Origin of the sequence: Microbacterium sp. CR_7 (assembly GCF_041954755.1) — a bacterium.
Lineage (GTDB): Bacteria > Actinomycetota > Actinomycetes > Actinomycetales > Microbacteriaceae > Microbacterium.
In genome coordinates, this window is record NZ_JAVAYF010000003.1 from 479,302 (window position 1) to 504,247 (window position 24,946).

A 24,946-nucleotide genomic window follows, 5' to 3' on the forward strand; every position below is an offset into this window, starting at 1 on the left:
TGTGGAGCCTAGGAGATTCGAACTCCTGACATCCTGCTTGCAAAGCAGGCGCTCTACCAACTGAGCTAAGGCCCCGTGAGGGTACTTCTTGAGTTACGGAGTGGGGCTACCAGGACTTGAACCTGGGACCTCTTCATTATCAGTGAAGCGCTCTAACCGCCTGAGCTATAGCCCCGTCAACCTCCAAGACTTTACCGGAGATTCTCGGAAATACCCAATCGAGGGCGGGACCCGGGAGAGTCCCGCCCTCGGTGCGGATCAGCTGCCGGGGCGGATGGTGACGCTGCCCGCGGACAGCGACACATCGATGGTGCGCGAGCTGCTGGATTCCTGGTCGACCTTGGCGTCGAGCGTTCCGGCGCTCACGTCCTGCGTGATGGCGTACGACGTGTCGGGCAGCGTCAGATCGAGCGATCCGGCACTGACCTCGATCGTCGTCTGCGACGGGCCGCGCCCCGTGAGATCGACGTTCATGTCGCCGGCGGACACGCTGAGGTCGGCCCCGTCCACGCCGTCCAGTGCGACGTCCGCACGGCCGGCGCTCATGTCGACGGCCAGGCTCTCGGCCGAGCCCTCGACGTCGAGCGCCCCCGCGTTGACGGTGAGCTCGAGGGCGCCGAAGTCGCCGACCACGTCGAGGCTGCCGGCGTCGAGCGTGAGGTCGGCGTCCACGGCATCCCCTCGGAGGTCCTCGGGGAGGGTCAGCACGGCCGACCGATCGTCGCCGAACCAGCCGCCGAACCACCAGCCCCACTCGAAGTCGGGACTGCGGACGACCAGCTCGTCGCCCTCTCGCTCGAGCGTCCATCCGGGATTCCGCGAGTTGGTGACCGACAGCTCGGCCTCACCGACGTCGCCGAACTCGACGCGCATGTTGCCCGCGTCGACGTCGAGATCGATGCTCGTGATGCCCTCGGCATCCACTGTCTGCACCGAGTCGCCGCGCCCGCCCGAGGTGGAGAGCATCGTCCCGGTCGCAGCGACGGCGGCGGTGGCCCCCGAGCCGAGCAGGGCGATGCCGCCGATCACCGCGGTGGTCACGAGGATCGCCGTGACACCGGGGCCGCGACCCGAGCCGCCGGATCCGCCGGTCGGCGGCTCGGTGGCGACGGGCGGCACCTCGCCTCCGGGGGCCGGAGGAGGAGTGAGCGGCATCCGCCCGCCCTGCGGGTCGAATGCGGGATCGTGCTGGGGAGTGGTCATCGTGCGGCTCCTGTCTGGCCGGTGGGCGGGGTGGTCCCGCCGGTGTTCTCGATGTGGGCGAGGGCTGCGAGCACGCGCCGGTTGCCCGACTCGTCGGGCTCGAACCCGAGTTTCTGGAAGATGGCGGTGATGTGCTTCTCGACGCTCGCCTCCGAGAGGAAGAGCAGCCCGGCGATCGCCTGGTTCGACTTCCCTTCGGCGATCAGGGCGAGCACGGTCCGCTCCCGCTCGGTCAGGCGCATCATCCGGTCGTCGCGGTTGCGTCGGGTGAGCAGCTGCGCCACGACTTCGGGGTCGAGCACGGTCGCGCCCTCCGAGATTCGCTGCACGGAGCCGAGGAACTCCGCGACGTCGGCGACCCGATCCTTGAGCAGGTAGCCGAGCGGTCCGCCCTGTGCGGCGATGAGGTCGGATGCGTACCGCTCCTCGACGTACTGCGACAGCACGAGCAGTGGAAGCGACGGATCGGAGGCGCGCAGCTCGAGCGCTGCGCGGATGCCCTCGTCGGTGAACGTCGGAGGGAGGCGGACGTCGAGGATGCAGAGCTCCGGCGCCTCGGCCTGCACGGCTTCGGCGAGACCGTTCGTGTCGGGGAGGGCCGCGACCACGGTGTGGCCGGCGTCCTCCAGCAGCCGGACGAGACCTTCGCGGAGCAGGACGGAGTCCTCGCAGATTAGGATGCGCATGGGAATCCCCCGTCCATGTCGAAGTCGGTGCGCTGGTCGAAGTGCCGGCAGATCAGGATGCGCATGGCACGTTCACCTCCAGGCTGGTCGGTCCGCCGGCGGGGCTGTCGAGACGGAACGTGCCGCCCGCGGCGAGGATGCGGTTGGCGATGCCGTCGAGCCCGCCGCCGGGCTGCACCTGAGCGCCGCCCATTCCGTTGTCCTCGACGCGCGCCCAGAGCACACCGCCCTCGCGCAGCCGCACGGTCACGCGCGCCTCACTCGCACGGGAGTGCTTGGCGGCGTTCGTCAGCGACTCCGCGATGGAGAAGTAGACCGCTGCTTCGGCCTCGCGGCTGCAGCGCCCGTCCATCCGCACGTCGAGCTGCACGGGAATGTGCGACCTTCCGGCGAGCGCCGACAGTGCGGCGTCGAGACCGCGGTCGTCCAGGACCGAGGCGTGTATGCCGCGGGCCAGCTGCCGCAGCTCCGTGATCGCCGCCTTCGTCGAGGTGTGCGCTTCGGTGATGAGTTCCTTCGCGGCATCCGGATCGGTGTCGATCTTCTGCTGCGCGAGCCCCAGCGTCATGCCGACCGAGACGAGCCGGGGCTGGACGCCGTCATGCAGGTCGCGTTCGATGCGGGTGCGCTCCACGTCGGCGGCGCGCACGGCCCCCTCGCGCTGAGCGGTGCTGGTGCGGACCCGCTCGGTGAGCTCGGCCTCCTTCGCACGGATCACGATCGCGAGCGACAGCACGCGGTGGAGGGCGGCGAGGCCGATCATGCCGAACACGCAGGCGGCGATGCCGAGGATGCCGACGACCGGAGCCCAGGGAGCGGTGATACCCATCCCGCCGAACGGACCCATCACGGAGTCGGCGCCGACGAGCGGGGCGAAGCAGATGGCGATCGACCACACCAGGCCCCACGCCAGACGCAGCACGATCCAGCCGAGCACGGCCGAGATGGCGAAGTTCGCGATGGCCCGCCACATGCGGCCGTCGATGGCCTGCCGTCCGAGAGCGCGGATCCAGCCCGAGAAGCCGGGACGGTCGCGGGGACGCCAACGCAGCGGCGGGATGGGCGAACGGTAGAGGCCGCTGACTCGCGCGACCTCGAACCAGCCGACCGCGAAGAGCGCGTAGACGAGACCGACCAGCAGGACGACGCCGATGCCGGCGACGAGCAGGAGGCCGAGTCCGGCGCTGAGCAGTCCGGTGAGGGCGCTGAAGATGATCCCGCCGAGCACCCCGACGCCCGCGAGATGGAGCAGCGTGAGGAAGAGGCGCAGCGGCGGCTTCGCGGCCGGGGCCTGGGAAGGCGTGGCTGTCTGTGTGGTCATGGTTCCAAAGTACGGGCGCGGTGAACGCGCCGACACCGAGGGATCCCGACACCCCGCTTCCGGTTTTCCCTACCCTCTCGCGCAGGAACACGAGAGGGGCGGATGCCGCAGCATCCGCCCCTCTGTTCGTCCGGGTCTCCGACCCGGTCGAGGGTCAGTTCGACATGAAGCCGACGAGCAGGCCGCCCGTCACCTTCACGGCGAGGTTGTAGATGCCGGCGACGACCGCGCCGAGCACCGTGAAGACGATCAGGTTGAGGATCGACACGACCGCTGCGAAGGCCATGACCTGCGGGAGACCTGCGATCTCCGAGATCCGCACCGAGTTGTCGGTGATGGTGCCGATGAAGTCGTCGGCCTGGGACAGGATGCCCGTGGCCTGCAGCACGAGGTAGATCAGGAAGAACGACACCATGGTGACGATCGCGAGCGCGACGGCTCCCAGGAACGACAGCTTCACGGCCGACCAGAAGTCGACGTAGACGAGGCGCAGGCGAACCTGCTTGCCGCCGGTCTTGCGCGTGGACTTCTTCGCCAGCTTGTCGGCTACTGTGCTCATGCCTTGGTGTCCTCAGGGTTCTGTGTCTCGGGGGAGGCGGTGGGGGAGTCCGACTCCGCCTCGGCCGATTCCTCTTCCTCGGCGAGGCCCCGCTCACCATTGCGGGCGATGGCGAGGATGCGGTCGGCTTCCGACGTCCGTGCGAACACCACTCCCATGGTGTCGCGGCCCTTGGCGGGCACCTCGGCCACGGCAGAGCGTACCACCTTGCCGCTGGACAGAACCACCAAGACCTCGTCGTCCTCCGACACCATCAGACCACCCGCGAGAGTGCCCCGATCGTCGTTGAGCTTGGCGACCTTGATGCCGTATCCGCCGCGTCCCTGCACCCGGTACTCGTCGATCGCGGTGCGCTTCGCGTAGCCGCCGTCGGTGACCACGAACACGTACTGGCCGGGCGCGGCGACCGAGGCGGACAGCAGGCTGTCACCCTCGCGGAACTTCATGCCCTTCACGCCGGCGGTGGCACGACCCATCGGACGCAGGGCTTCATCGGTGGCGCTGAAGCGCACCGACATCCCCTTGCGGCTGATGAGAAGGATGTCGTCCTCGGCGTTCACCATGAGCGCCGAGACCAGCTCGTCCTCGTCGTTCAGACGGATCGCGATCACGCCGCCCTGACGGTTCGTGTCGTAGCTCGCGAGGCTCGTCTTCTTGACCAGTCCGTCGCGCGTCGCGAGCACGAGGTAGTCGGCCACCTTGTAGTCGCGGATGTCGAGGATCTGCGCGATCTTCTCGTCGGGCTGCAGTGCGAGCAGGTTCGCGACGTGCGTACCCTTCGCGTCGCGACCGGCCTCCGGCACCTCGTAGGTCTTCGAGCGGTAGACGCGGCCCTTGTCGGTGAAGAAGAGCAGCCAGTGGTGCGTCGTGGTGACGAAGAAGTGCTCGACGATGTCGTCAGCACGCAGCTGCGCACCCTTCACTCCCTTGCCGCCGCGGTGCTGCGAGCGGTAGTTGTCGCTGCGCGTGCGCTTGATGTAACCCTCGCGCGTGACGGTGACGACCATCTCCTCCTCGGCGATGAGGTCTTCCATCGACACGTCGCCATCGAACCCGTGCAGGATGTGCGTGCGCCGCTCGTCGCCGAAGCGGTCGACGATCCCCGTGAGCTCCTCCCGGATGATGTCGCGCTGCAGCGCCTCGTCACCGAGGATCGCGTTGTACTCGGCGATGAGACGCTCGAGCTCGGCGGCCTCGTCGAGGATCTTCTGGCGCTCGAGGGCGGCCAGTCGACGCAGCTGCATGTCGAGGATCGCCTGAGCCTGGTCGTCGTCGATGTCGAGCAGGGTCTTCAGTCCGTCGCGCGCGTCCTCCACGGTCGCCGATCGGCGGATGAGTGCGATGACCTCGTCGAGCGCGTCGAGCGCCTTCAGGTATCCGCGCAGGATGTGCATGCGACGCTCGGCCTTCGCGAGGCGGAAGCGCGTGCGGCGGACGATGACCTCGAGCTGGTGCGTGATCCAGTTCGTGACGAACCCGTCGATGCCGAGCGTGCGCGGCACGCCGTCGACGATCGCGAGCATGTTCGCGCCGAAGTTCTCCTGCAGCTGGGTGTGCTTGTACAGGTTGTTCAGCACGACCTTGGCGACGGCATCCCGCTTGAGGACGACGACGAGACGCTGGCCGGTGCGGTCGGACGATTCGTCGCGGATGTCGGCGATGCCGGTGATCTTGCCGTCGCGCGCCAGGTCGCCGATCTTCACCGCGACGTTGTCGGGGTTCACCTGGTACGGCAGCTCGGTGATGACGAGGCAGGTGCGGCCCTGGATCTCCTCGACGTTGACGACCGCGCGCATCGTGATCGAGCCGCGCCCGGTACGGTAGGCCTCCTGCACGCCCTTCGTGCCGAGGATCTGCGCACCGGTCGGGAAGTCCGGACCGGGGATGCGCTGGATCAGGCCCTCGACGAGCTCCTCGCGCGGCAGCCCGGGGTTGTCGAGCGCCCACAGCGCCGCAGCCGAGACCTCGCGCAGGTTGTGCGGCGGGATGTTGGTCGCCATGCCGACCGCGATACCGACCGACCCGTTGACGAGGAGGTTCGGGAAGCGCGCGGGGAGCACGGTCGGCTCCTGCGTCTGCCCGTCGTAGTTGTCGGTGAAGTCGACCGTGTCCTCTTCGATGTCGCGCACCATCTCGAGCGCGAGCGGAGCCATCTTGGTCTCCGTGTACCGAGGGGCCGCGGCGCCCATGTTGCCTGGGGAGCCGAAGTTGCCCTGGCCGAGAGCCAGCGGATACCGCAGCGACCACGGCTGCACGAGGCGGACGAGGGCGTCGTAGATCGCCGAGTCGCCGTGCGGGTGGTACTGACCCATGACCTCGCCGACGACACGGGCGCACTTCGAGAACGACTTGTCGGGGCGGAAGCCGCCGTCGTACATGCCGTAGATCACACGGCGGTGCACGGGCTTGAGTCCGTCGCGGACATCGGGGAGCGCGCGCCCCACGATGACGGCCATCGCGTAGTCGAGATAGCTGCGCTGCATCTCGGACTGCAGGTCGACCTGGTCGATCCGGCCGTGGTCGTGGCCCTCGTTGATGTCGGGGCGTTCTTCGTCAGTCATGTGTACTCTTCAGTTTCCGGTCGTTGAGCGAGCGAAGCGAGAACCGCTCGCACTCAGATGTCGAGGAAGCGGACGTCCTTGGCGTTGCGCTGGATGAAGCCGCGTCGCGACTCGACGTCCTCACCCATCAGCACGCTGAAGATCTCGTCGGCCGCCGCGGCGTCCTCGATGGTCACCTGCCGGAGCGTGCGGGTGGTGTGATCCATCGTGGTCTCCCACAGCTCCTTGGCGTTCATCTCGCCGAGACCCTTGTATCGCTGGATGCCGGCATCCTTCGGGATCCGCTTGCCGTTGTCGAGACCGTACTTCAGCAGCGCGTCGCGCTCGGCGTCGCTGAACACGTACTCGTGGGGCGAGTTCGACCACTTCAGGCGGTACAGCGGCGGCATCGCGAGGTACACGAAGCCGGCCTCGATGAGTCCGCGCATGTAGCGGAAGAGCATCGTGAGCAGCAGCGTCGTGATGTGCTGGCCGTCGACATCGGCATCCGCCATCAGCACGATCTTGTGATAGCGCGCCTTCTCGATGTCGAAGTCCTCGCCGATGCCCGTGCCGAAGGCCTGGATCATCGCCTGGACCTCTTTGTTGCCGAGGGCCTTGTCGAGGCGCGCGCGCTCGACGTTAAGGATTTTGCCGCGGAGCGCGAGGATCGCCTGCGTGTGCGGATCGCGACCCTGCACGGCGGAACCGCCGGCCGAGTCGCCCTCGACGAGGAAGATCTCGCTGATCGACGGGTCCTTGCTCGTGCAGTCCTTGAGCTTGTCGGGCATCGCGGCCGACTCGAAGACGCTCTTGCGGCGGGCGGTCTCGCGCGCTTTGCGGGCGGCGAGACGAGCGGTGGCCGCGTCGATCGCCTTGCGGATCACGTTCTTGGCCTGCGCCGGATTGCGGTCGAACCAGTCGCCGAGCTGATCGCCGACGACCTTCTGCACGAACGCCTTCGCCTCGGTGTTGCCGAGCTTCGTCTTGGTCTGACCCTCGAACTGCGGCTCGCCGAGCTTGATCGAGATGACGGCCGTGAGGCCCTCGCGCACGTCGTCGCCCGAGAGGTTGTCGTCCTTCTCCTTGAGGAGGTTGTTCGCCCTGGCGTAGCGGTTGACCAGGGTGGTCAGCGCTGCCCGGAACCCCTCTTCGTGCGTGCCGCCCTCGTGGGTGTTGATGGTGTTCGCGTAGGTGAACACGTTCTCGGTGTACGAGGTCGTCCACTGCATCGCGACCTCGAGCGAGATCTTGCGCGCGGTGTCCTCCGACTCGAACGCGATGATCTCCTCGTTCACGACCTCGGCGTGACGCACCTTGTTCAGGTACTCGACGTAGTCGACGAGGCCGCGCTCGTAGAAGAAGACGTCGCTCGGCTGCTTCGTGATCGTCTCGCCCTCGTGCTCCACCTCATAGGCGGATCCGGGACGCTCGTCGGAGAGCTCGATGCGCAGGCCCTTGTTGAGGAAGGCCATCTGCTGGAAGCGGGTGCGGAGGGTGTCGTAGTCGAACTCGACGGTCTCCTGGAAGATCTCGGCATCCGGCCAGAACGTGATCGCGGTTCCGGTCTGATCGGTCGCCTCGCCCTTCTCGAGCTTCTGCTGCGGGGCGCCGCCGTTCGCGAAGCTGTGCCGCCAGACGAAGCCCTTCTGCTTGACCTCGACCTCGAAGCGGGTGGAGAGGGCGTTCACGACCGAGGAGCCGACGCCGTGCAGTCCGCCCGAGACGGCGTACGCGCCGCCGCCGAACTTGCCGCCGGCGTGCAGGATCGTCAGCACGACCTCGACGGTCGACTTGGTCGGGTCGGACGAGTGCGGGTCGACGGGGATGCCGCGGCCGTTGTCGATCACACGGACGCCGCCGTCTTCGAGCAGTGTGACGAGAATGGTGTCGGCGTACCCGGCCAGAGCCTCGTCGACCGAGTTGTCGACGATCTCGTAGACGAGGTGATGCAGACCGCGGGGGCCGGTCGAGCCGATGTACATACCGGGCCGCTTGCGGACCGCCTCAAGACCTTCGAGGATCTGGATCGAGTCGGCGCCGTACTCACCGGGCTGCTGAGCCTTCGGTGCCGGGGTGCCCGCGTTCTCGGGGGTGCCTCCGTCGGTCGATTCCGTCTCGTCAGCAGGGGATTCAGGCGTCATCAGCGGGCAGTCTCCACATCGATATGTCGAACTCCCAGTCTAGCGGGCTTTCGATGCGAAATGCGGCTCAGAGGCCGCGTGTGGCCCTCTGAGCGTGTCAGACCCCTTGCATGGTGCCCTACCCGTAGGTATCGCGCGGGCCCCGTCCTGGAACGACTCTGGGACCCCATTTCCAGGAGGGTACGTCTGGTCCGATGAAGCGGAGGTTCTCGACCCCGGCATCCGGATAGCGTCGTCCGATCTCGGTGAGGATGGTGCCGCGCATGTACTGGAGGTTCTTCGCCCAGGCCGTCGAATCGCACTTGACGGTGAGCAGACCGCGCTCGAGAGAGACGGGCTCCGAGTGCTTGGCGGTGTCGGCGCCGGCCAGATCGCCCCACTGTCGCACGAGATCCTCGCGAGCGAGCGTCGTCTGCCAGCCCGCGTCACGGGTGAGCTTGTCGAGCACGGCTCCGAGCGAACCGGGATCGCGCCCCGGGGTGAAGGGTGCGTTGTCGTCGTCGGTGACGATGCGCCGCTTGCGCTTCCAGTTCTTGGAACTGGGCTGGAGCCCGCGCAGGCGCAGGTACGTCGCGACGGTCTCGGGCGCGTCGGATGACGGAGCGGTCGTCGCATCAGTCATCGCCGGCCTCCTCTCCGCTCTCGGCTGCTGCGGGCGCGTCCTCTCCGGGCGCGGTGTCGCGTTCATCACTGATGGTGCCGGCCGTGATCCGCACCACATGGGCATGCAGCACCTCGGGGATATCCTCCTCCACCGCGGCGGTGACGACCACCTGTTCATAACCGGCCGTCAGCGAGGCGAGCCGCTGCCGCCGGTCGGCGTCGAGCTCGGCGAACACGTCATCGAGGATCAGCACGGGGTCGCCGGCCGGGGATTCGCTGCGGAGCAGCTCGGCTGAGGCGAGCCGGAGCGCGAGCGCGACCGACCAGGATTCCCCGTGCGAGGCATAGCCCTTCACCGGAAGACCGCGAACACGCAGGATCAGGTCGTCGCGATGCGGCCCGGTGAGCGTGAGACCGCGGTCCAGCTCCTGGGTGCGCTTCGCGAGCAGCGACGCACGGAACATCTCGGCGCACTTCGCGAGGCTCAGCGATCCGTCATCGTCGATGAGCGTCGCGGCCTCGCCCTCTTCGGGGTCTCCGCCCCTGATGGAGAGTGCCCATTCGAGCTGCGGCTGGTGGTCGGCGCCGGCGATCGCGGTATAGGCGTCGCTCACCGGCTGCTGGAGATCGGCGGCCAGCCGCTGGCGCGCGGCGATGATCTCGGATCCCAGTGCGACGAGCTTGTCGTCCCACACGTCGAGGGTGCTGAGGGCGTCGCCTCGGATGCCGCGGGCGCGAGCCGATTTGAGCAGGGCGGTGCGCTGCTTGAGCACGCGATCGTAATCGGCGAGCACGGCCGAGAGCCGAGGCGTGCGCTGGATGAGCAACTGATCCGCGAAGCGGCGGCGCGACGAGGGATCTCCGCGCACGATCTGCAGATCTTCCGGGGCGAACAGCACGACGTGCGCGTAGCGGGGAAGCTCGCTCGTCTTCGAGGGGGAGCCGTTGATGCGGGCCTTGTTGGAGCCCTGCCGGTTGAGCTGCACCTCGGTGAGCACGCGACGCTCTCCGTGGGAGAGTCGCGCGCGGATGATCGCGTACTCCTTGCCGTCGCGCACCATGGGGGCGTCGGACGAGACCCGGTGCGAGCCGAGTGTGGCGAGGAACACGACGGCCTCGGCGAGGTTCGTCTTGCCCTGTCCGTTCCGGCCGACCAGGACGTTGGGACCCTTGTGGAGAGCGAGTTCGGCGGTCGCGTAATTGCGGAAATCCACCAGACTCAGATGCTCCACGATCACGGAGTCAGCCTACCTTCGGCCTCCGACAGTCGACCGCCGGCGTGGGGGGTCAGCGCAGCAGCAGGTTCGGCTGCAGCAGGTACTTGAACGAGTCAAGACCGGCCTGGTCGACCGAGGTCTGGCTCGTGATCAGCACCGGGCTGAGCTTGTTGGCGTTGTCGCTCGACGTGAACGTCACGCGCACGAACTCGCTCTTCACCGCGCCGAGAGCCTCGATCAGGTACTGCGGGTTGAGACCGAGCGTGACCTCGTCTCCACCGGAGAGGATCGCGTCGACCGATTCCGAGGCCCTGGCGTGCTCGCTGCCCGACGCGTCCATCGTGACGCTGTCGCTCGAGAACGTGAAGCGCAGCGGGGCGGCGCGGTCGAGCACGAGCGACACGCGACGGACGGCCTCGACGAGGTCGGCGGTGTTCACGACCGCGTAGTGGTCGGTCTGCTCGGGGAACAGACGGCGCACCGGCGGGAAGTTGCCCTTGATCAGCAGCGACGTCACGGTCTTGTTGCCGGCGGTGAACGCGATGATCTCGCGGTCGCCCGCCCCCGAGAACGCGACCTGGATCGTGCCGGCGTGACCGAACGTCTTGCCGACCTCGAGCAGGGTGCGCGCCGGGACGAGGGCCGTGTTCTCGACGGTCTCGCCGTCCCACGGCACGTCACGCAGCGAGACGCGATAGCGGTCGGTCGCGACGAGGCTCAGGCTCTGACCCGAGACCTCGAGCTGCACACCCGTGAGGACCGGGGTCACGTCATCGCGAGACGCGGCGAAGCCGACCTGCGAGATCGCGGTGCCGAACTCGTCGGCCGGGACGACGCCGGAGGAGCCGGAGACCTCGGGGATCGAGGGATATTCCTCGACGGGCATGGCCGCGAGGGTGAAGCGTGCGGATCCGCAGGTCACCGTGATGCCGCCGTCGTCCTCGACCGCGATCTCGATCGGAGCGTTCGGGAGGCGGCTGGCGATGTCAGAGAGCAGGCGGCCGTGCACGAGGATCGTCCCCGGCGTCTCGACCGTCGCCTCGATGGTCGTGCGCGCTGATGCCTCGTAGTCGAACGCCGAGAGGGTCAGGCCCGCGTCATCGGCCTCGATGAGCACTCCGGCCAGGATCGGCTGTGGGTTGCGCTGCGGCAGGAGCTTGACGACGAAGGACACAGCCTCGCTGAAGACATCGCGGTTGACCTGAAACCTCACGGGTGCTCCCTTGTCGTCGTTCTGTGACGCGTCGTGATCGTTCCTGCCAGTGCAGGGCTTCCCATGCTAGCCCCACAGATGCTCCTATCCCTACGCTCGTGTGATTCGACCGGTTCGTCGGAGTTTCCCCACCGTCTGGTGATCGGATCGCCCTTGATTCGAATTAACTTCTTAACGGTGTTAACGCCTGTGGATACTGTGGATAAGTCGGTGGAAAGCAGACGCGAGTAGGGAACTACACCTCTGTCACTTGTGGAATCCCTGAGGAATCCGCGGGTGGACGGCATTCATTCGTCGGTCTCCGCTCGTGTGGTTATCCACAGGTCTGCGGGTTTCCCCCACATCCGTCCCGATCTCGAACCCCTTCATCCACAAGTTATCCACATGTGCAAAAGGGCATCGAACGGATGCCGGAATCGGCACGCACCGGGACGGGAAGAGGGGTGCAGCGTCCTCACGGACCCTGCACCCCTCTTTCGGAGGACGACGACCTTCAGCGTCGTCCGAGCTGCGTGGTGATCTCGGTGACCTGGTTGTAGATCGAGCGCCGCTCCTTCATGAGCTCGCTGATCTTCTTGTAGGCGTACATCACGGTCGTGTGATCGCGGTTGCCGAACAGCTGCCCGATCTTGGGCAGCGACAGGCTCGTGCGTTCACGGCACAGATACATGGCGATCTGCCGCGCGGTCGCGATCTGCTGCGACCGGCTCGAGCCGTAGAGGTCGTCGACCGTCAGCTTGAAGTACTGAGCGGTCGCCGTGATGATGTCGGTCGGCGAGATGACGTTGTCCTCCGCCGTGTCGACGATGTCGCGCAGCACGGTCTGCGCGAGCGAGATGTCGAGCGCCGAGCGGTTGAGGCTCGCGAAGGCCGAGACGCGGATCAGTGCGCCCTCGAGTTCGCGGATGTTCGACGACACGACGGTCGCGATGTACTCGAGCACCTCGTCGGGGATGTGCAGAGCCTCGCTCTGCGCCTTCTTGCGGAGGATCGCGATACGCGTTTCGAGGTCCGGCGCCTGCACGTCGGTGATGAGGCCCCACTCGAAGCGGCTCCGCATCCGGTCCTCGAAGCCGGTGAGGTGCTTGGGCGCGACATCGCTCGTGATCACGACCTGCTTGTTGTGGTCGTGCAGGGTGTTGAACGTGTGGAAGAAGGCCTCCTGCGTCTCGGCACGCCCCTGGAGGAACTGGATGTCGTCGATGAGGAGGATGTCGACATCGCGATAGCGGGCTTGGAAAGCGGCGCCGCGGTTGTTGGCGATCGAGTTGATGAAGTCGTTCGTGAACTCCTCGCTCGAGACGTACCTCACCTTGACGCCCGCGTAGAGGGACTGTGCGTAGTCGCCGATCGCATGGAGGAGGTGGGTTTTGCCGAGGCCGGAGTCTCCGTAGATGAAGAGCGGGTTGTACGCCTTGGCCGGCGCTTCGGCCACAGCGACCGCCGCCGCGTGGGCGAAGCGGTTGGACTGGCCGATGACGAAGTTGTCGAAGGTGTACTTCGGATTCAGCCGGGACTCATGGCGCATCGGCGCCGGAGCCTGCTCCATGGGCGACTCGATGCGAACCTGCTCCTGTCGGCCGAAGTCGGCGACGGCGATGGGCGCGGTCGGCTGTTCGGCGAGCTCGTGGTTCACGACGGTGCGGTACGAGGTGACCTCGTCGCCGATGTGCGACAGCGCCTCCATGATCGGCAGGCGCAGGCGCTTGTTGATCTGAGCGGCGGTGAGGTCGTTCGGCACCTCGAGATAGAGGGTCGCGGCCATCACCCCAGCGGGCACCGCGAGGCTGAGGAAGCCCTGCAGCTGAGGGGTCACGCGGTCATCCGCCTCGAGCAGCTCCTGCACCGTGGTCCAGATCGGAACGTCAGGCTGGGCTGGTGAGGACATGACGCTCCGGGATGGGGGATCGCGGAGGGCCGACGTGGAACGCGCCCCCCTGTGGATAACTTCGGATGCCACGGTAGTCACCGTGGCCGTGAACGGCAACCTGGCCTGGGAAAGACGCGCGCGTGTTGCACGGACCTGCACTCGCGAGGTTGTGGATAATGGCTGTGCGGTTCCTCCCGGCGGATGACAGGACGAGCGCGCAGATTTGCTCTGCGCGCTGGCAGGACGTACCCTTAATCGGTTGACTTATGCCTGAACGGCAGTTCCCTATGTCTCCGGTCGAAACAGGTTCCGGTGGCAGCATTCCCGGAGTGATCCCATGAGCAAGCGCACCTTCCAGCCCAACAACCGTCGTCGCGCCAAGAAGCACGGCTTCCGCGCCCGCATGCGCACCCGCGCCGGCCGCGCCATCCTTTCGGCCCGCCGTGCGAAGGGCCGCACCGAGCTCTCCGCGTAGTCCGCTGTGCTCGCCCGCCCGTTTCGTCTGACACGCGGGAGCGACTATCGACTGGTCGTTCGACGCGGATCGCGCTGTGGCGGGGCCCGCGTGGTCACCTCGATGTTGACGACGGGTGAGAGCAGAGCCGCGAGGTTCGGATTCATCATCAGCAAGCAGGTCGGCACCGCAGTGGTGCGCAACACCGTTCGGCGACGATTGAAAGCCGTCTGTGCGGAGGCGCTCCCACGGGTGCCCGAGGGCACGGATGTCGTCATCCGTGCCCTTCCTGCATCTGCCTCCGCGAGTTACGCCGAGCTCAGCGCCGACGTGAACCGGTGTCTCGGCCGGCTGTCGCAGGTGCCGGCATGACCGCCCTACCGGCGTCGTCCGTCGGGACCGCGCATCTCGACTCGCACGACCTCGTGCGCAGCATCCCCCTGATCCCACGCAATCTCGTGCTCGGGTTCCTGGCCGGGTATCGAAAGGTCATCTCCCCTCTGTATGGAGATGTCTGTGCGTACTACCCCTCCTGCTCCGCTTACGCTGTAGGAGCGGTGCAACAGCACGGCGCGGTGAAGGGAGCTCTGCTCTCGGCATGGCGCATCCTCCGTTGCAATCCCTGGACTCGCGGTGGCGTCGATGACGTCCGTCCGCATGAACACTTCCGCCATGACCTGACCGCTCGCGGTTTCGTCGTCCCTGCCCGAAAGGATTGAACGGTGGGTCTAGACCTCCTGCTCGCCAGTACCACCCCCTCGCCGGCGCCTGCTTCCGGCGGTTTCGATCTGCTCGGGACCATCCTGTGGCCGCTCAAGTGGCTCGTCGAGATGGTGCTCGTCGCCTGGCACTGGCTGCTGACCGCGGTCGGGATGCCCGCGGCATCCGGGCTCACCTGGGTCCTGTCGATCGTGGGCCTCGTCATCGTGGTCCGTGCCGCTCTGATCCCGCTCTTCGTGAAGCAGATCAAGAGCCAGCGCAAGATGATGGAAATTGCCCCTGAACTGCGAAAAGTTCAGGAGAAGTATCGCGGCAAGAAGGATCAGCTCAGCCGTGAGGCCATGAGCCGCGAGACCATGGCGCTGTACAAGAAGCACGGTACGACGCCGATGTCGAGCTGTCTGCCGCTCCTCGTACAGATGCCGGTGTTCTTCTCGCTGTACAGCGTGCTCAGCGACGTGAGCAAGCACGCGAAGCTGGAGATCGGCGGTGTCGGTCTCCTCAACGCGGAGCTCACCAAGGAGTTCTACGATGCCAAGCTGTTCGGCGTCGCCTCGCTGCACGAGACGCTCGGCAACGCGATCGACGCGCAGAACACCACCGCGATCATCATCCTCGTCACCCTCGTGGTGCTCATGATCGCGTCGCAGTTCTTCACGCAGCTGCAGATCATTTCGAAGAACCTGTCGCCCGAGGCCAAGACCGGCCAGGCGTACCAGATGCAGAAGATCATGCTGTATGTGCTGCCGCTCGGCTTCATCTTCTCGGGTGTGTTCTTCCCGCTCGGCGTCGTCATCTACTGGTTCATCTCGAACCTCTGGACCATGGGGCAGCAATTCCTCGTGATCCGCGAGATGCCGACCCCCGGCTCGGACGCGGCCAAGGCACGGGAAGAGCGCCTGGCTCGCAAGGGCAAGGCGATCGACTCCTCCGGCAAGGTCGTCTCGATGGCGAGCTACGAGGCGGAGCAGAAGCGTCTGCTGGAAGAGGCCGAGCGAGTCAAGGCGGAGGCGCCGAAGCGGCAGCAGCCGGTCGGCAAGAAGCGTGCGAAGAAGAAGGGGAGCGGTTCATGACCGACAACCTGACCGAGACCGTCGAGCCGACGGTTGCTCAGCTGGAGAACGAGGGCGATGTCGCTGCGGACTACCTCGAGGAGCTCCTCGACATCGCGGACATCGACGGCGACCTGAACCTCGACGTGCGGCAGGGACGCGCGTACGTCTCGGTCGAAGCTGAGGGTGACGCCCTTGCGTTGCTGTCGGCGCCCGACACCGTGCAGGCCCTGCAGGAGCTCACGCGCCTGGCCGTGCAGAACAAGACCGGCTCGTTCTCGCGCCTGATCCTCGACATCGGCGGGTCGCGCGACACGCGTCGTCGTCAGCTCGAGACGCTCGTGAGTGCTGCCGCCGCCAAGCTCGAGGGTGGCGCATCGCAGGCGTCGCTGCCGGCTATGTCGAGCTACGAGCGCAAGCTGGTGCATGACATCGCTGCTGACCACGGACTCGTCTCCGAGTCCTATGGCGAGGGTGCTGACCGACACACGGTCCTGCGTCGCCACTGACGTTTCACGTGAAACATCGAGGATTCGTCAAGTGAGTGAACTCGAGGCGGAGCCGTCGGCCGCCGCGGATTTGTTCGGAGCGCGCATCGGGCTCGCTCGCCAGTTCACGACTGCGCTCGCTGAGCAGGGTGAAGAACGCGGCCTCATCGGCCCGCTCGAGCTCCCACGCCTGTGGACGAGGCACGTCTTGAACAGTGCGATCGCCGCCCCGCTCTTTCACGGCTCTGTGGCTGATGTGGGTTCGGGAGCAGGACTTCCCGGCATTGTTCTCGCTATCGCCCGGCCCGACGTGCACTTCACTCTGGTCGAGCCCATGGAACGCCGAGTCACCTGGCTCACAGAACAGAAGCTCGAACTCGGGCTCGACAATGTGGAAGTGCTTCGCGCACGGGCGGAAGACGTCGAGCGGCCCGAAGGGTTCGACGTCGTCACCGCACGAGCCGTGAGCGCGCTCCGCACGCTGCTGCCTTGGACCGCGCCGCTCGTTCGCAACGGTGGAGAGCTCACGCTGCTCAAGGGAAAGAACGCCAGCAACGAGATCGACGCGGCGCAGAAGCAGATCAAGAAGTACCGCCTGTCCGATGTTCGGGTCGAGATACTGGGTGAAGGAGTGTTGCCCGAGGCTGAAGTCACTCGCGTGGTTCGGGCTTTCGTTCGTTCCTGACGTGGTCGGGTTGAGCATCTCGGTTCGCCGCTGCGGTGTGTCTTCTTCATTCGCAGAGCGGGGACCCTCCCGCTTCGCGGGCCCCTCCCGATACTCATTCCGCGGACACACCTCCGCTCTCGTGATGTGAATCCGTGCCCGTTCCGCGTGCGTGGGAGCACGTTCAGTTAATGGTGTGGGTTTGGGGGCAGCGTCTTGCTTCGCTCGACGGCTGCGCTCGGTGGGGATCTAGGCCGTGCTGGCTGATGGGATGTTTCACGTGAAACGGACCGGCAAGTGTGCACGGTACGTTTGGGGCGTGGCGCGGGTATTGGTGACGGGTATGTCGGGAGTCGGGAAGTCGACGGTGGTCGAGGCCTTGTCCGCGGAGGGGGTGCTCGCCATCGACACGGACTACGGCGAATGGAAGGTCTCACGAGAGCAGTGGGATCTAGACAAGGTTCGGGCAATGCTCGATGAACACGAAGATGTCGTCGTCGCGGGGACCGTCGAGAATCAGGGGCTGCTCTACGACGTCTTCGATCACGTGGTCCTCCTGTCTGCGCCGACGTCGGTGATGATCGAGCGGATCGCTCGTCGCCATGGGAACCCGTACGGCAAAACAGATGCCGAGCGTCAGGAGATTCTCGAGTACACGGCGACGGTGGAGCCTCTGCTGCGAGCGACCGCGACGGCGGAGATCGACACATCGCAGCCGGTCGCCGAGACCATCGAACATATTCGTCGCCTCCTGCAGGCACCTCGCCGTTTCACGTGAAACATCCCGGACGCGCCCGCGTTGGGGCGAAGGGGGGTCGCTTGAGTTCTTGCGCATTCGCAACTGCCGCCCGTCGACCCGCGACACAGCTCAGTCAGGAGTCGCGGCCCTTATTAGTAGCCAGTAGGGCGGGGGTGTGTGCCAGCCGACCCACTGCACGTTTGGCGGACGCACCAGACACCCGACGCGTAGGGAACACGGCGGCCGCCGGCATAGCGAGCGCAGCAGCCACGACCGGGGTCCCCGTTGGCTGTCTCGACCGGTGTCCGGTGAAACACGACTGCATGTGCTCTCCCATGAACCGCGTCGTTTCACGTGAAACACTCAGATTAGACCGCCTCCGCCGATCGCCGCGGGCTCGGGAGTCGGGACATCGAGATAGGAATGGGCTGTACGTCGTCTCGCCCCCATGCGCGCGCCGACCTCCGCAGGACCGATATGAACTGTATGGAGAGACCGTGGTGCCTGGCTGTATCAGCGAGTGCGTGCGTGCGGTGGTTCCTTTCTGCGGGTACTAGGGGAGTTGCGATAGCTGGCCCTACGCGAGCCGACGGCGCGGCGTGCCCTGCATCGCTACGCGAAGCGCGTCGGGCGGAATGTGCTGACCGATCTTGTGCCTTCCGCGGTGACACGTTCCGCCTCCCCGCGACCGTGGGGGCCAGCTCAGTGGGTATGCAGTCGCCGCCTCGTGTGGGGCAAGGCCGCGTTCGGCTCCGTGACCCAGTTGCGTCATCGGAGGACGGCGCCGAAACCACGTGGCGGGGAGGCCACAACGCTATGAACCTGGATCGACGCAGGTATCCGGGTTGTGCGCCGCGGAGACTCACGCGCCGTTTCACGTGAAACACAAGTCGTTCGGGCTGTCGCCGAGCCGCAAAGTCACCTAAAACTGAAACTCTGTGCCAGCGGTGACTCCGGGTCGAGAGGAGAGGAAGGCAGCGACATCGATGCGACCAGCTACCTCAAAGCACTCATGCTCCGCGCTCGCTGGCCTCGGCGGTCGTGCACGTTACGGGCGATGTGAGCTGGGAAGCCGCCTTTCGTGGACCACACCGTATGCAGCGGGCGAACCACAGACCGCAGGGGAGGAGCTGGTTCGCGGAGAGGAGAGACGATCCCTTGTCGCCAGGGATCGATGTTTCACGTGAAACTTTTGCCGACCGACCGATGTCGAGAACTCAGCTCCGCGACTGGTACCCCCGCGCAGGCGGGTGAGTGGACACCAGCGCTACCGAAGCGTCAGGTAGACCCAGCCCGGGCATATCGGTACGTCGCGCATCACCGCATCGCATCGCACGCGCATTCCGGTGGGCGACGGCAGGTACGAAGACGGACTCTCGCAGCTCACACCAGGTCGCAAAGGAGGTGAGGGTTCCGCGTGGCGTGACTCCGGCTCGGTCGGACAGCAGTCACCATCCATCGCGGTCGCTCCATCCCCTTGGCTGGGCACGCCACGCAAGTGGGGGCCACGTCCAGCGACCGATGGAGCGGCGAGGAGATCCCCCGGCGTCCGGTAGGGAGGTTCCCGCGATGAGCATCGAGACGCTCGCCGCTGCGTGGACGACGGGAACGCTCGGCCTCTATTCAGCCCAAACGGCGCAACCGCGACCAGCCCGACACGAGCAACGTCCGAGTGACCGATTAGAGTGGAAGACGGCCCCGAAAGGAGTGGATGTTTCACGTGAAACAGTCCGAACAGGCATCGTCGAAGGACTCCTTCGGGATGGATACACCGCTCGCGCGGGAACTCGCAGACCTCTCCGCTCGCCGTCGGGCGCTGGAGAACGTGCAGGTCGAGTTCTCGGGGGACACCCGCATCTTCACCGTCTCCAACCAGAAGGGCGGCGTCGGCAAGACGACGAGTGCTGTCAACATCGCTTCCGCTCTGGCCAGCCTCGGTGCGAAGGTGCTCGTCATCGACCTCGACCCGCAGGGAAACGCCTCCACTGCTCTGGGTGTGCCGCACAACGCGGATACGCCGAGCGTCTACGACGTTCTCATCGAGGAGTTCCCACTCGCAGACATCGTGCAGCAGAGCCCGGAGAGCGAGAATCTTTTCTGTGCCCCGAGCACGATCCACCTGGCTGGCGCCGAGATCGAACTCGTCGCCCAGGTCGCACGCGAACATCGGCTACGCAGGGCGCTTCTCGACTACCTCGAGACGACGAATACGGACTTCGTCATCATCGACTGCCCGCCCTCGCTGGGCCTTCTCACCATCAACGCTTTCACCGCGGCATCCGAGGTGTTCATCCCGATCCAGTGCGAGTACTACGCTCTCGAGGGCTTGAGCCAGCTGCTGGGCAGCATCCAGATGATCCAGAAGCACCTGAATCCTGGCCTCCACCTCTCCACGATCCTGCTGACGATGTACGACGGACGCACGCGTCTGGCGCAGCAGGTGGCGGATGAGGTGCGCAGTCACTTCCCGTCGCAGGTGCTCGACACCGTCATCCCGCGTTCTGTGCGCGTGTCGGAGGCGCCGAGTTTCGGGCAGACCGTGATCGCCTACGACGGACAGTCCGCCGGCGCGATCGCCTATCGTGAGGCCGCAGTCGAGATCGCGTCGCGAGCAGCGGCGCAGAGCAAGGAGAAATGATGGCGAAGCGCACCGGTTTGGGTCGCGGAATCGGGGCCCTCATCCCCACGGCTGATCAGGCGGAGCGTCCCGTCGACGTGTTCTTCCCCGGAGCGAGCGTTCGCCCCGCGGAGGAGACGGCCGCCGAGACGGTCGACGCCCCTGACCTCGAGGCCGTTCCCGGCATCCATCTCGTACAGGTCGACCCTCAGAAGATCGTGCCGAATCCGCGGCAGCCGCGCACGCACTTCAACCCCGAGGACCTCGCCGAGCTCGTGCACAGCGTGCGCGAGTTCGGAGTGTTGCAGCCTGTCGTCGTGCGCAAGAACAGCGACGGCGACTACGAGCTGATCATGGGGGAGCGGCGCACCCGCGCCGCCCGCGAGGCGGGCCTCGACGCGATCCCGGCGATCGTCCGTGAGACCGCAGATGAAGACCTGCTCCGCGACGCCCTGCTCGAGAACCTGCACCGCTCCGAGCTGAACCCCCTGGAGGAGGCCTCCGCGTACCAGCAGCTCCTCGACGACTTCGGCATCACGCAGGAGGAGCTCGCGACCCGCATCGGACGGTCGCGTCCGCAGATCAGCAACACGATCCGTCTCCTCAAGCTCCCGGTGCCGGTGCAGCAGCGGGTCGCGGCCGGTGTGCTCACGGCGGGTCACGCTCGCGCGATCCTCAGTCTCGATTCACCGGAGGCGATGCAGCGACTGGCCGACAAGGTCGTGAACGAGGACCTCTCGGTGAGGGCGACCGAGGAGGCCGCGAAGAGCGTGCCGTCGGCGCCCGGTCGTTCCGTCAAGCCGACGCCCGGCGCGCGCCGGGCGTATCTCGACGAGGTCGCCGGCAGCCTCGGCGACCGACTCAACACTCGCGTCAAGATCTCTCTGGGCGCGCGCAAAGGCCAGGTCACAATCGATTTCGCCTCGATTCAAGACCTCAACCGCATTTTGGAGGAGCTCGGGCAGTCCGGGTACGGCTCGGCGTGATGACGCCCCGCTGAGGCGGGCGTCCTCTAGACTCGCGTCATCGTGAGGATGAGGGGGACGACAATGTCCGCAGCGCAGAATCCGGCCGGCATCCAACGCCGGGTGATCGCAGTCAGCATCGCGGCAGCCCTCGGCGGCTTCCTCTTCGGCTTCGACACGGCCGTGATCAACGGAGCAGTGGATGCTCTCGCGGGAACCGTGTCGGGATTCGACCTCAACGTGGGCCTCAAGGGCTTCGCGGTGTCGTCGGCGCTCATCGGCTGCGCGGTCGGCGCCTGGTTCGCCGGGCCCATCGCGAACAAGCGCGGGCGCATCCCCGTCATGGTCGTCGCCGCGGCGATGTTCTTCATCTCGGCGATCGGCTCGGGTCTGGCATTCAGCGTCGTCGACCTCATCATCTGGCGGGTGATCGGTGGACTCGGAGTGGGCGCGGCATCCGTCATCGCCCCCGCGTACATCGCCGAGGTCTCGCCGGCGGCCATCCGAGGACGACTCGGATCCCTGCAGCAGCTCGCGATCGTGACGGGTATCTTCGCCGCGCTGCTGTCCGACGCCCTGCTCGCGGGCATCGCGGGGGAGGCTGACCAGCCGCTGTGGGGTCTCACGGCATGGCGGTGGATGTTCATGGTCGCGGCGATCCCCGCCCTCGTGTACGGCCTGGTGTCGCTCCGGCTCCCCGAATCCCCGCGCTACCTCGTGCGCAAGGGCGAGATAGACAAGGCATCGGAGGTCCTGCAGACCGTCACGGGAACCGTCGACGTCGACTCGAAGATCAAGGAGATCACGGGCACGATCGACACCGAGAAGTCGGAATCGCTGCGCGATCTGCGCGGCAGTCGACTGGGACTCAAGCCGATCGTCTGGGTCGGCATCCTGCTGTCGGTGTTCCAGCAGTTCGTCGGCATCAACGTGATCTTCTACTACTCGACGACGCTGTGGCAGTCGGTCGGTTTCGACGAGTCCAGCGCCCTGCTCACGTCGGTGATCACGTCGGTGACGAACATCGTGGTGACGATCGTCGCGATCCTCCTCGTCGACAAGGTCGGCCGCCGCATCATGCTGCTGGTCGGATCCGTGGGCATGACCGTGACGCTCGGCCTCATGGCTGTCGCGTTCTCGTTCGGCACTCTGAACGCGGAAGGGACGGCGACGCTACCCGACCCCTGGGCGACGGTGGCCCTGATCTGCGCGAACGGCTTCGTCGTGTTCTTCGGCGCGACGTGGGGTCCGCTGGTGTGGGTGCTCCTGGGTGAGATCTTTCCGAACTCCATCCGAGCCGGGGCCCTCGCGGTCGCTGCGGCGGCGCAGTGGGCGGCGAACTTCTTCATCTCGACCACGTTCCCTGCTTTCGCCGAGATCGGCCTCACGTTCGCCTACGGCTTCTACGCGTTCTTCGCGCTGCTGTCGTTCTTCTTCGTGTACTTCAAGGTTCCGGAGACCAAGGGCCGCGAACTCGAGGAGATGTCGGACGAACTGGTCGTCGAGCGCCGAGGACGTCGCCAGCGGACGTAGGCTGGAAACATGACCGAGTCCGTTCCCCGCCGCGCCAGCCTCGAAGTGCTGCGCGCCGAAGCGTCGGACGAGCTCGCCGTGCTCATTCAGGAGCGCCTGCTGGGCGGCGAAGACCCGTGGGAGTTCATGGAGGAGCTGCCCAGCGTCGATGAGCTCGTCGTCTACCTGCTGCGCGCCGACAACATCACCGCGAACGACGGCGTGCGGCCTAACGAGGCTCGTCACTACCGCGTGCTGCGGCAGATCGCGTTGGAATACCCGGAGCTCACCCCGGCCGTATGGGGCCTCCTCGACGAGAAGCAGCGTCACCGCCGCTGGGATCCCACGATCGCCGACGCGTCCTGACGTCGACTCGTGGGTCGGGAGTCGGGACGCTCCCTTCGTTCGCAGAGCGGGCGCCCTCCCCGCTACGCGGGTCCCCTCCCGATGCTCACTCCGGGAGCGCCCCGACTCCCTCATGCCGCGAGAAAGCGATGCAGCCGAATCCTGCTCATAGAGGTACGGCAGAGTCTAGCCGTGCTCGACGGACGACGGCGTCCGGGGACAGCTCGTCGGTGGTGTTCGAGGTCGACGGCATCCGCACCGGCATCGCGCACTTCTTCGCCGCGTCCGACCGTGACAGCGCGAATCCGCGGGACCCTGCGCGACTGGGTCGGTGGCCCACCGTGCACGTTTCCGATATCCGTGCCTGCATTCACATGCCCTCTGCACCCTTGCCCCGCGTACCCCGCCCGTCCGCATAGCGCAGGGCGGAGGATGTTCCCCGAACGAGCTCGGGAGGGGCCCGCGTAGCGGGAGGGAACCCGCTCTGCGAGAGAGGGGAACATCCGGAGCCCGGACCACGAGATTCCACGGTCGTCTCGCTCCGCTCGCTCAGCGACCGACGATCGACGAGCGCGGCTGGTCACAGAAACGGGCCGCCACCCCGAAGGGTGACGGCCCGGAGGTCGTGACGGCGGATCAGCCGATGAAAGCGGCGAGATCCTGCTCGAGGGCGAACTTCGGCTTCGCGCCGATGATGGTCGTCTTGACCTCACCGCCCTGGAACACCTTCATCGCCGGGATCGACGTGATCTGGTACTGCATCGCCAGCTGCGGGTTCTCGTCCACGTTCAGCTTGAGGATGGTGATCTTGTCGGGGTTGTCGGACTGGATCTCGTCCAGAACCGGCGAGACCATGCGACACGGTCCGCACCACTCGGCCCAGAAGTCCACCAGCACGGGACCTTCGGCCTGCAGAACGTCCTGCTCCCAGGTCGCCTGGCTCGTAGCCTTTGCACTCATCAGAGTTCTCCTTGATTCGAGGTTCGCCTGCTACAACAGCGGGCGAGGTGAAAGTGTTCCCGACCGGTCAGGCCGTGATGATCTCCGCCGCCTCGGCGGCCGGAACCTCGACCGAGGCGTCATCGAAATCCGCGAGGAAGTGCTCTGCGTCGAGAGCCGCGACCGTGCCCGAACCGGCGGCCGTGATGGCCTGACGGTAGGTCGGGTCGATGACGTCGCCCGCGGCGAAGACACCGGGCACGGAGGTCTTCGACGACCGGCCGTCGACCCAGATCGTGCCCTCGGCCGTGAGGTCGAGCTTCTCGTGCACGAGGTGGGTGCGCGGGTCGTTGCCGATCGCGATGAACAGACCGTCGAGCGCGAGGTCGCTCAGCGTGCCGTCGACCGTGTTGCGCAGCTGCACGCCGGCGACCGAGTCGCCGCCGAGGATCTCGACGACCTCGCTGTTCCACACGAACTCGATCTTCGCGTTCGCGAACGCGCGCTCCTGCATGATCTTCGACGCACGCAGGGAGTCCTTGCGGTGGATGACGTAGACCTTGTCGGCGAAGCGGGTGAGGAACGTGGCCTCCTCCATCGCCGAGTCGCCGCCGCCGACCACGGCGATCGTCTTCTCGCGGAAGAAGAAGCCGTCGCAGGTCGCGCACCACGAGACGCCGTAGCCGGACAGCCGCTCTTCGCCCTCGATGCCGAGCTTGCGGTAGGCGGAGCCGGTCGCGTAGATGAGCGAGCGGGTCTCGTGTGTCGCGCCGCTGCCGAGCGTGACCTTCTTGACGGGTCCTGCGAGGTCGAGCTCGGTCACGTCGTCGTAGACGACCTCGGTGCCGAACTTCTCGGCCTGCTCCTGGAACTTCGCCATGAGCTCGGGGCCCTGGATGCCCTCGGGGAAGCCGGGGTAGTTCTCGACCTCCGTGGTGTTCATCAGCTCGCCGCCGACCTCGACCGAGCTCGCGATGAGCAGGGGCTTGAGGTTCGCGCGCGCCGCGTAGATGGCGGCCGTGAATCCGGCGGGGCCGGAGCCGATGATGATGACCTGACGCATGTGCTCTCCGTGATCGAGGCGTTGCAGAGACG

23 protein-coding genes and 2 tRNA genes are annotated in these 24,946 nt (G+C 66.4%); 11 read left to right on the forward strand and 14 right to left on the reverse strand.

Going from position 1 to position 24,946, the window contains the following annotated elements; translation table 11 throughout:
- Positions 1-2 precede the first annotated feature (2 nt).
- The 12 genes from RAC81_RS08465 to dnaA form a co-directional block, all read right to left on the reverse strand.
- Positions 3-75, reverse strand: a tRNA-Ala gene (locus RAC81_RS08465).
- Positions 76-101: 26 nt separating this feature from the next.
- Positions 102-175, reverse strand: a tRNA-Ile gene (locus RAC81_RS08470).
- Positions 176-258: 83 nt separating this feature from the next.
- The gene (locus RAC81_RS08475; RefSeq protein ID WP_375081954.1) at positions 259-1,203 is read right to left on the reverse strand and encodes a DUF4097 family beta strand repeat-containing protein; all 945 of its coding nucleotides are present in this window, start codon (positions 1,201-1,203) and stop codon (positions 259-261) included.
- The gene (locus tag RAC81_RS08480; protein ID WP_375081955.1) at positions 1,200-1,889 is read right to left on the reverse strand and encodes a LuxR C-terminal-related transcriptional regulator; all 690 of its coding nucleotides are present in this window, start codon (positions 1,887-1,889) and stop codon (positions 1,200-1,202) included. The genes RAC81_RS08475 and RAC81_RS08480 overlap by 4 nt, the downstream gene beginning before the upstream one ends.
- Positions 1,890-1,941: 52 nt before the next feature.
- Positions 1,942-3,210 carry a histidine kinase gene (locus RAC81_RS08485; RefSeq protein ID WP_375081956.1) on the reverse strand — a complete coding sequence of 423 codons (1,269 nt, stop codon included), beginning with the start codon at positions 3,208-3,210 and terminating at the stop codon, positions 1,942-1,944.
- A 154-nt stretch (positions 3,211-3,364) separates the two neighbouring features.
- Entirely contained in the window at positions 3,365-3,769 is a 405-nt protein-coding gene (locus RAC81_RS08490; RefSeq protein WP_096714173.1) for a DUF3566 domain-containing protein, read from the reverse strand.
- The gene (gene gyrA, locus RAC81_RS08495; protein ID WP_375081957.1) at positions 3,766-6,330 is read right to left on the reverse strand and encodes a DNA gyrase subunit A; all 2,565 of its coding nucleotides are present in this window, start codon (positions 6,328-6,330) and stop codon (positions 3,766-3,768) included. Before gyrA ends, RAC81_RS08490 begins: the two co-directional genes overlap by 4 nt.
- A gap of 53 nt (positions 6,331-6,383) precedes the next feature.
- Positions 6,384-8,453 (reverse strand): DNA topoisomerase (ATP-hydrolyzing) subunit B, encoded by a 2,070-nt coding sequence (gene gyrB, locus RAC81_RS08500; protein ID WP_375081958.1) that lies wholly within the window; start codon positions 8,451-8,453, stop codon positions 6,384-6,386.
- 118 nt (positions 8,454-8,571) lie between these two features.
- Positions 8,572-9,075 carry a DUF721 domain-containing protein gene (locus tag RAC81_RS08505; protein ID WP_375081959.1) on the reverse strand — a complete coding sequence of 168 codons (504 nt, stop codon included), beginning with the start codon at positions 9,073-9,075 and terminating at the stop codon, positions 8,572-8,574.
- The gene (gene recF, locus RAC81_RS08510; RefSeq protein ID WP_375081960.1) at positions 9,068-10,294 is read right to left on the reverse strand and encodes a DNA replication/repair protein RecF; all 1,227 of its coding nucleotides are present in this window, start codon (positions 10,292-10,294) and stop codon (positions 9,068-9,070) included. The genes RAC81_RS08505 and recF overlap by 8 nt, the downstream gene beginning before the upstream one ends.
- 49 nt (positions 10,295-10,343) lie before the next feature.
- Positions 10,344-11,486, reverse strand: a complete 1,143-nt coding sequence (dnaN, locus tag RAC81_RS08515) for a DNA polymerase III subunit beta (protein WP_251585060.1) — start codon at positions 11,484-11,486, stop codon at positions 10,344-10,346.
- A 493-nt stretch (positions 11,487-11,979) separates the two neighbouring features.
- Positions 11,980-13,374 (reverse strand): chromosomal replication initiator protein DnaA, encoded by a 1,395-nt coding sequence (dnaA, locus tag RAC81_RS08520; protein ID WP_375081961.1) that lies wholly within the window; start codon positions 13,372-13,374, stop codon positions 11,980-11,982.
- Between the two features lie 319 nt (positions 13,375-13,693).
- Between dnaA and rpmH the strand changes: the two genes are divergently transcribed.
- From rpmH to RAC81_RS08575, 11 genes are all read left to right on the forward strand, one after another.
- A complete protein-coding gene (rpmH, locus tag RAC81_RS08525) occupies positions 13,694-13,831 on the forward strand; it encodes a 50S ribosomal protein L34 (protein WP_022879826.1) in 138 nt (45 codons plus the stop codon).
- 6 nt (positions 13,832-13,837) lie between these two features.
- A complete protein-coding gene (rnpA, locus tag RAC81_RS08530; protein WP_375081962.1) occupies positions 13,838-14,182 on the forward strand; it encodes a ribonuclease P protein component in 345 nt (114 codons plus the stop codon).
- Complete coding sequence (gene yidD, locus RAC81_RS08535; protein WP_375081963.1) at positions 14,179-14,529, forward strand: membrane protein insertion efficiency factor YidD; 351 nt, start codon at positions 14,179-14,181, stop codon at positions 14,527-14,529. The genes rnpA and yidD overlap by 4 nt, the downstream gene beginning before the upstream one ends.
- A 3-nt stretch (positions 14,530-14,532) precedes the next feature.
- On the forward strand, positions 14,533-15,603 hold the full coding sequence (gene yidC / locus RAC81_RS08540; RefSeq protein WP_375081964.1) for a membrane protein insertase YidC: 1,071 nt from the start codon (positions 14,533-14,535) through the stop codon (positions 15,601-15,603).
- Positions 15,600-16,091: a protein jag gene (locus RAC81_RS08545; protein ID WP_375081965.1), complete on the forward strand. Its 492-nt coding sequence runs from the start codon at positions 15,600-15,602 to the stop codon at positions 16,089-16,091. Before yidC ends, RAC81_RS08545 begins: the two co-directional genes overlap by 4 nt.
- Positions 16,092-16,122: 31 nt before the next feature.
- Positions 16,123-16,755, forward strand: coding sequence for a 16S rRNA (guanine(527)-N(7))-methyltransferase RsmG (gene rsmG / locus RAC81_RS08550; protein WP_375081966.1), 633 nt, complete (start codon positions 16,123-16,125; stop codon positions 16,753-16,755).
- A gap of 235 nt (positions 16,756-16,990) precedes the next feature.
- Positions 16,991-17,512 (forward strand): AAA family ATPase, encoded by a 522-nt coding sequence (locus RAC81_RS08555; protein ID WP_375081967.1) that lies wholly within the window; start codon positions 16,991-16,993, stop codon positions 17,510-17,512.
- Positions 17,513-19,184: 1,672 nt separating this feature from the next.
- The gene (locus RAC81_RS08560) at positions 19,185-20,111 is read left to right on the forward strand and encodes a ParA family protein (RefSeq protein WP_375081968.1); all 927 of its coding nucleotides are present in this window, start codon (positions 19,185-19,187) and stop codon (positions 20,109-20,111) included.
- On the forward strand, positions 20,111-21,076 hold the full coding sequence (locus tag RAC81_RS08565; protein WP_375081969.1) for a ParB/RepB/Spo0J family partition protein: 966 nt from the start codon (positions 20,111-20,113) through the stop codon (positions 21,074-21,076). Before RAC81_RS08560 ends, RAC81_RS08565 begins: the two co-directional genes overlap by 1 nt.
- Before the next feature lie 63 nt (positions 21,077-21,139).
- A complete protein-coding gene (locus RAC81_RS08570) occupies positions 21,140-22,588 on the forward strand; it encodes a sugar porter family MFS transporter (RefSeq protein WP_375081970.1) in 1,449 nt (482 codons plus the stop codon).
- A 9-nt stretch (positions 22,589-22,597) separates the two neighbouring features.
- Positions 22,598-22,933: a tryptophan synthase subunit alpha gene (locus RAC81_RS08575; RefSeq protein WP_096713593.1), complete on the forward strand. Its 336-nt coding sequence runs from the start codon at positions 22,598-22,600 to the stop codon at positions 22,931-22,933.
- Positions 22,934-23,548: 615 nt separating this feature from the next.
- On the opposite strand, the gene trxA is transcribed toward RAC81_RS08575, so the two are convergent.
- Together trxA and trxB are read right to left on the reverse strand one after the other, a co-directional pair.
- Complete coding sequence (gene trxA, locus RAC81_RS08580) at positions 23,549-23,872, reverse strand: thioredoxin (protein WP_096713591.1); 324 nt, start codon at positions 23,870-23,872, stop codon at positions 23,549-23,551.
- A gap of 67 nt (positions 23,873-23,939) precedes the next feature.
- On the reverse strand, positions 23,940-24,914 hold the full coding sequence (trxB, locus tag RAC81_RS08585; protein WP_375081971.1) for a thioredoxin-disulfide reductase: 975 nt from the start codon (positions 24,912-24,914) through the stop codon (positions 23,940-23,942).
- Positions 24,915-24,946: the final 32 nt, after the last annotated feature.

Bases quoted from the DNA above. Each gene is read 5' to 3' on its own strand.
- RAC81_RS08545 (WP_375081965.1), top strand. From the start codon at position 15,600: ATGACCGACAACCTGACCGAGACCGTCGAGCCGACGGTTGCTCAGCTG.
- RAC81_RS08560 (WP_375081968.1), top strand. From the start codon at position 19,185: ATGTTTCACGTGAAACAGTCCGAACAGGCATCGTCGAAGGACTCCTTC.
- RAC81_RS08490 (WP_096714173.1), bottom strand. From the start codon at position 3,769: ATGAGCACAGTAGCCGACAAGCTGGCGAAGAAGTCCACGCGCAAGACC.
- yidD (WP_375081963.1), top strand. From the start codon at position 14,179: ATGACCGCCCTACCGGCGTCGTCCGTCGGGACCGCGCATCTCGACTCG.
- trxA (WP_096713591.1), bottom strand. From the start codon at position 23,872: ATGAGTGCAAAGGCTACGAGCCAGGCGACCTGGGAGCAGGACGTTCTG.
- RAC81_RS08475 (WP_375081954.1), bottom strand. From the start codon at position 1,203: ATGACCACTCCCCAGCACGATCCCGCATTCGACCCGCAGGGCGGGCGG.
- RAC81_RS08505 (WP_375081959.1), bottom strand. From the start codon at position 9,075: ATGACTGATGCGACGACCGCTCCGTCATCCGACGCGCCCGAGACCGTC.
- rpmH (WP_022879826.1), top strand. From the start codon at position 13,694: ATGAGCAAGCGCACCTTCCAGCCCAACAACCGTCGTCGCGCCAAGAAG.
- RAC81_RS08575 (WP_096713593.1), top strand. From the start codon at position 22,598: ATGACCGAGTCCGTTCCCCGCCGCGCCAGCCTCGAAGTGCTGCGCGCC.
- RAC81_RS08570 (WP_375081970.1), top strand. From the start codon at position 21,140: ATGTCCGCAGCGCAGAATCCGGCCGGCATCCAACGCCGGGTGATCGCA.
- RAC81_RS08480 (WP_375081955.1), bottom strand. From the start codon at position 1,889: ATGCGCATCCTAATCTGCGAGGACTCCGTCCTGCTCCGCGAAGGTCTC.
- gyrA (WP_375081957.1), bottom strand. From the start codon at position 6,330: ATGACTGACGAAGAACGCCCCGACATCAACGAGGGCCACGACCACGGC.
- RAC81_RS08485 (WP_375081956.1), bottom strand. From the start codon at position 3,210: ATGACCACACAGACAGCCACGCCTTCCCAGGCCCCGGCCGCGAAGCCG.
- trxB (WP_375081971.1), bottom strand. From the start codon at position 24,914: ATGCGTCAGGTCATCATCATCGGCTCCGGCCCCGCCGGATTCACGGCC.
- gyrB (WP_375081958.1), bottom strand. From the start codon at position 8,453: ATGACGCCTGAATCCCCTGCTGACGAGACGGAATCGACCGACGGAGGC.
- RAC81_RS08565 (WP_375081969.1), top strand. From the start codon at position 20,111: ATGGCGAAGCGCACCGGTTTGGGTCGCGGAATCGGGGCCCTCATCCCC.
- dnaA (WP_375081961.1), bottom strand. From the start codon at position 13,374: ATGTCCTCACCAGCCCAGCCTGACGTTCCGATCTGGACCACGGTGCAG.